A 4,949-nucleotide genomic window follows, 5' to 3' on the forward strand; every position below is an offset into this window, starting at 1 on the left:
TTCCCATCTAACGGAGACCGACGATGTCCGTGTCACTGACCCGCGTCGTCGGGACCGCCCTGAATCTTGGGAATGCCATTGGCCGGGCGGTAGACGGCTCTTCCACCGGAGTGACCCTTGCCGGGGTCGCCCTGGAGGGTTTCGAGAGCCCGTCATCGATGCCATGGGGCGGCGAGCAGCGCCATGCGCGGTTTGACTTCCCTGGGGGCGGCCGCACCGTTCAGGCTCTCGGATGGTCTGAGAAGGATGTCCAGTTCCAGGGCACCTTCTTCGGGCCAGATGCCGTCTCCAAAGCCCGCAGACTCGAAGCGGCGGCCAAACGAGGGGCGGCCGAGATTCTCACTTGGTCGGACTTCTGGCGGACGGTCCTCATTGTCGGCTTCGAAGCGGACTACACCACCTCGGGGTTGCTGGTTCCATACAGAGTCTCATGCGTCGTCATCCCGACGCCTGAGCCTGTCAGGGAGCCTGGCTTCATGGAGAAGCTGGGCAATGACGTCGCCACCGGACTGGGGTTGACCGACATCACGGCGACCCTTTCCACGGCGCGTGCCTACCTTGGCAAGGCGAAGGACATCATGGACGCCGCTGCGCCCTTCATACCCAGCCAGGCCGTCCGGGTGACCAGCGCCCTCAAGGCGGCCACATCAGCCGTCGACGGCACCAAGATGGTTGCCGAAGGCAAACTGGGCGGCTTTGCCACCCTAGCAGCGGCCGGCCAGGGATTCTCCTCGATGGTCTCGGCAACCGGGAACAAAGGCAAGGACGCCTCGACGGCCATCCTGCAGCTTCGGGCCGCCGCCCGAGCCGAGGCTGCAGCCGTCGCCGTGCTGGCCAACATCAAGCGCGCCGAGAACTCCGTGGCAAAGGTCGTGGAGGAGAACTGATGGCCAGCAAGACCATAACGGTATCGAACACCACGCTCTTCCGGGTGGCCGCACAGCAGCTGGGGGATGCCCGGGACTGGTGGCGAATCGCACGCCTGAACGGGCTCACCGACCCGATGGTGGTGGGTCTGGTGACCCTTCAAATCCCTGAGCCCCGTGCAAACAGCGGCGGGGGCCTCCCAGACAGCTAACGAAGAACTCGGAGGGCGGCATGGCCTACCTGAACGAACGTCATGCCCCGTCCATCCTGACCCGTCCCATGATGCGCCTCCTGGTTGGCGGGGAGGCCATATACGGCGTGGATTCCCTGAGCCTGGAGAGCAATGGTTTTGCGGCGGCCGATGCGTGGTCAGCAACCCTGGCAATGGGCCCGGATTCCAAAGAACTTGGCTTCTGGGCGGATGCCGGGTCCATCGATGTCGAGCTCCAGATGGCCCTGGCGGCGCCGGGCTCTATGGAATCCCCTCCATGGCAGACAATGCTCGTCGGGGTTCTGGATACCACCGAGCTGGACCCGGACACCGACACAGTGACCATCCGGGGTAGGGACCTGACCTCCAGGCTCCTGGAAGCCTCGGTCATGGAGAGCTACCCGAACCTGAAGGCCTCCGAGCTGGCGACTAAATTCGCCGGGGAGCATGGCCTGCAGGCAAGGGTGACGGCTTCTCCTGGCGCGGCCGGCCAGCACTATGAGGGCGACCGCTCGGTCCAGATGAGCAGCGTCTTCTCCCATGCGATGAAGAAATGGGATTTGCTCTGCTACCTGGCTGACCGCGAGGGCTACGAGGTCTTCATCGAGGGCCGGACCCTGGTCTACCAGCCCAGGCGGGAGCCGGACCGTGAGAACACCTGGCTGGTCCATGTTGCTCCCGGACGGCACACCAGAGGCGCCTCGGGCAGCTCGATGCGAACGCCGACGGCCATCAACGCTGTCGGACTGAAGCTCTCCAAGAACAACTGGTTGTCGAAAACCATCGAAGTGGCGGTCAGGTCGGCCGACATCGCCACTGGGAAGACCGTCATTGCGCGCTACAGCGGCGGGGCGGTGACCTCATCAGCCAAGGGTCCCAAGGTCAGGAAGGCCAGACCGGAATTCGACGCAGACGGCATCCGCTACGAAGACGGCCCTTCCGAAGAGGAGGTCGAGGTCCTCGGCGGGACCCCGGCCAGGTCGAAGATGGCCAAGACGCTGTCGCCGCGAAGGATGGACCCGGACAGGACCTATTACACCTTCGACATTGCCGGACTAACCGAAGACGAAGCCCTCAAGATTGCCCAGCAGAAACACAAAGAGATAACCGACCACGAGCGGGTCATCTCTTTCACTATTCCTGGCGAGCTGGCGATGACCCCCAGGAACATGGTCACCCTGGAAGGGACGGGCAGCTCTTTCGACCAGACATACTACATCCACAGCATCCAGCGCTCCATGAGCTCGTCTGGCTTCACTCAGCGGGTGGAGTGCCGAAACTCCTCGCCGAGGACTGTGGCGGGTGACGCTGCCGAGGATGTCGCCGAAACGACGACGGCGCCAACCACGGGTGGCGAGCCTGGTGAGGTGCTTCCCCTTACGGAGGAAGACCTGAAGCCGGGGCCGGCTGATGTCGAACCGCCACCGCCCAGCGAGGCGCCAACCGCAGACCCAGGAGGATGGGACCAATGATATCCACCTCATGGATGGCGGCCATGAACGCCAATGCTGCCCGGCAGGTCGCTCGGATGGCGCAGCCGAGGATGGCTACGGTGACCAGCGTCAACCCAGAGACCGGGAAGGCGAAGCTCAGAATCCACCCTGGCGAGACGGAAACCAACTGGCTTCAGGTCGGAAGCCTCGCCGTGAGGGACGCCTTCGTGGTGGTGCCCCCGAACATCGGTGACGTGGTTCTGGTGGTTCCCCATGAAGGGGACGGCCAGCAATGGATTGTGGTCTCCAGGCTCTTCACCACGGATGACCCGCCGCCACAGGCAAAGGCGACCGGCAAAGCCGTCCAGCCGGGTGAGTTCGCCGTAATCATGAAGGGTGGCGTCGAGCTTGTTCTGACACAGGACAGGGTCCTCATCGAGGCGCCGGGCGGCGTCTACGTGAAGGCACCCGAGGCAGGGATGACCCTCGACGGGCCTCTGCATGTGACGAAAACGATTACCGCCGAGCAGGACATCAGCACACCCGCCGATGTGAAAGCCGCCAGCGTCAGCTTGCGGAATCACCGCCACAGCGGCGTGCGCGGCGGCAGCGATACGAGCGGGCCTCCCGCCTAACACCAGGATTCCACACCATGGACTTGTTCCACCAATGGGGCAGCGACCTTTCGCTGGGCCCCACGGGAGACCTGCTGCTGGCCGACGGGGACACGTACACGCAGCAGCGTCTCCTTCGCCGGTACATGACGAACCAGGGCGATGACACCTGGGACCCGGCCTATGGCGCCGGGCTACCCCAGGAAGTCGGCCGACCCATCGACACCAAGCGCGTTAAGGCGGTCGCCCAGCAGCAAGCCCTCCTGGAAGAGAGCGTCGCCCAGGAGCCGCCCCCGGTCGTCCAGGCGGTTGGCAGCAACGACAACAACTCGCTCTTCCTGAGCGTCAAATTTACCCGGCGCACGGGCGAGAACTCCGGCCTCTCGGTCGGCATGGAGAGGAGCGGTGGTGATGGAGCTTAATACCCGCACCCATGACCAGCTGGTCCAGCAGCAGATTACCGCCATGCAGGCTGAGCTTCCTGGCCAGGACCTGAACACCACCAGCGGCAGCATCTTGCGGTCGCTCTTCAACGCGGTTGCGGCGGTGATGCTCTGGCTGCAGCTCATCGCTTACGAGGTGCTGTCGGTGACCCGGCTCTCCACCTCAACCGGCACCGACGTGGATAGCTGGTTGGCGGACTGGGAAGTCCAGCAGAGGCAGGCGGCCACCTACGCCACCGGAGTTACCAAGTGGGAGAGGAACTCAGCGCCAAGAGCACTGGGCCTCCCGGTAGGCGCCATGTGCCGCACGGATGATGGTTCCAGGACCGCCCTGGTGATTGCCGACACCGGCCACGACTACTGGAGTGCAGATGTCGGCTCCCAGGGCGGCTACCTTGTTCCAGCCGATGTCTATGCCGTGGATGTTCCGGCCGAGGCCATCGAGGCGGGAGTGGCGGGCAACGTCCTGGCGGGCGCTTATACCCGCATCGGCTCCAACGCCAGTGGATGGGACCGGGTCTCTAATCCGGCTGCTTTCTCCGGCGGCGTGGATGCCGAGAGCGATGAGAGTTGCCGGGCCAGGTTCCGGGCTTACATCGCCTCCCTGCACCGAGGCACCGGCATCTCCATCCTGACGGCGGCGGCCAGCGTGAAGCAGGGCCTCAGCTTCCGCCTGGTGGAGAATGTCGACGCCGCCGGCAACTGGTCCCCGGGGCGCTTCCTCCTGGTTGTCAGTGACCCCTCAGCCACCGGCGGCCAGCCTTCCAGCGAGCTCCTGTCGGCCATCTACGCCGCCGTGGATGCGGTCCGGCCGGTCACCGTTGTCCCGGCCATCATCGGACCGCTACGGACCACGGCTTCCGTCAGGCTGACCATCGAGGTCAACGAGGGCTACGACAAAGACACCCTCCTGACGCCCATTGCCCAGGCCGTCACGGCCTACATCAACGGCCTGGGCATCGGCGCTCCGCTCCGGATGAGCCGGATTACCAATGCGGCCTTCGGTGTCTCGCCGGATGGCATCGCCAACGTCGCCAACCTCACGGTCAACGGCATCGCTGGCGACGTCGACCCCGGCAAGCTCGGCCAGGTGGTCGCCGGCCCTGTTGTCGTCAGCTGATGAAGGGACGCCACCATGATAGGTGACCCGCAGGATATGAAGACCCGCCTCCGAGCGGAGATTCCCCTGACATGGCTGCCGGACGATGCTCCGGTTGCCTCTGCGGTCCTGGCGGGCTTCGCGGCGCCGCTCTCCTGGGCACATGGGCTCTTGCACCAGGTCCGCCTGCAGACCCGGTTGCTGACCGCCAGCGGAGAGATGCTGGACATCCTGGCTTACGATTATCTCGGAGCCCGTATCGGTCGTGTCCCACCGCGTGGT

At 64.8% G+C, this 4,949-nt stretch carries 7 protein-coding genes; all 7 read left to right on the forward strand.

Annotation, left to right across the window (positions count from 1 at the left end):
* Positions 1-23 precede the first annotated feature (23 nt).
* Complete coding sequence (locus CR162_RS21520) at positions 24-887, forward strand: hypothetical protein (RefSeq protein ID WP_099097515.1); 864 nt, start codon at positions 24-26, stop codon at positions 885-887.
* Positions 887-1,078, forward strand: coding sequence for a hypothetical protein (locus CR162_RS21525; RefSeq protein WP_176559984.1), 192 nt, complete (start codon positions 887-889; stop codon positions 1,076-1,078). The genes CR162_RS21520 and CR162_RS21525 overlap by 1 nt, the downstream gene beginning before the upstream one ends.
* 20 nt (positions 1,079-1,098) lie before the next feature.
* Positions 1,099-2,550 carry a hypothetical protein gene (locus CR162_RS21530; RefSeq protein ID WP_099097517.1) on the forward strand — a complete coding sequence of 484 codons (1,452 nt, stop codon included), beginning with the start codon at positions 1,099-1,101 and terminating at the stop codon, positions 2,548-2,550.
* Positions 2,551-2,630: 80 nt separating this feature from the next.
* Positions 2,631-3,146: a phage baseplate assembly protein V gene (locus tag CR162_RS21535; RefSeq protein ID WP_176559985.1), complete on the forward strand. Its 516-nt coding sequence runs from the start codon at positions 2,631-2,633 to the stop codon at positions 3,144-3,146.
* A gap of 17 nt (positions 3,147-3,163) precedes the next feature.
* Positions 3,164-3,547 (forward strand): phage tail protein, encoded by a 384-nt coding sequence (locus tag CR162_RS21540; protein ID WP_099097519.1) that lies wholly within the window; start codon positions 3,164-3,166, stop codon positions 3,545-3,547.
* Positions 3,537-4,688 carry a baseplate J/gp47 family protein gene (locus CR162_RS21545; protein WP_099097520.1) on the forward strand — a complete coding sequence of 384 codons (1,152 nt, stop codon included), beginning with the start codon at positions 3,537-3,539 and terminating at the stop codon, positions 4,686-4,688. Before CR162_RS21540 ends, CR162_RS21545 begins: the two co-directional genes overlap by 11 nt.
* 36 nt (positions 4,689-4,724) lie before the next feature.
* A partial coding sequence (locus CR162_RS22665) for a hypothetical protein (protein ID WP_408887466.1) occupies positions 4,725-4,949 on the forward strand: 225 nt, incomplete at its 3' end.

The sequence above is a fragment of the Teichococcus rhizosphaerae genome (assembly GCF_002631185.1).
Lineage (GTDB): Bacteria > Pseudomonadota > Alphaproteobacteria > Acetobacterales > Acetobacteraceae > Pseudoroseomonas > Pseudoroseomonas rhizosphaerae.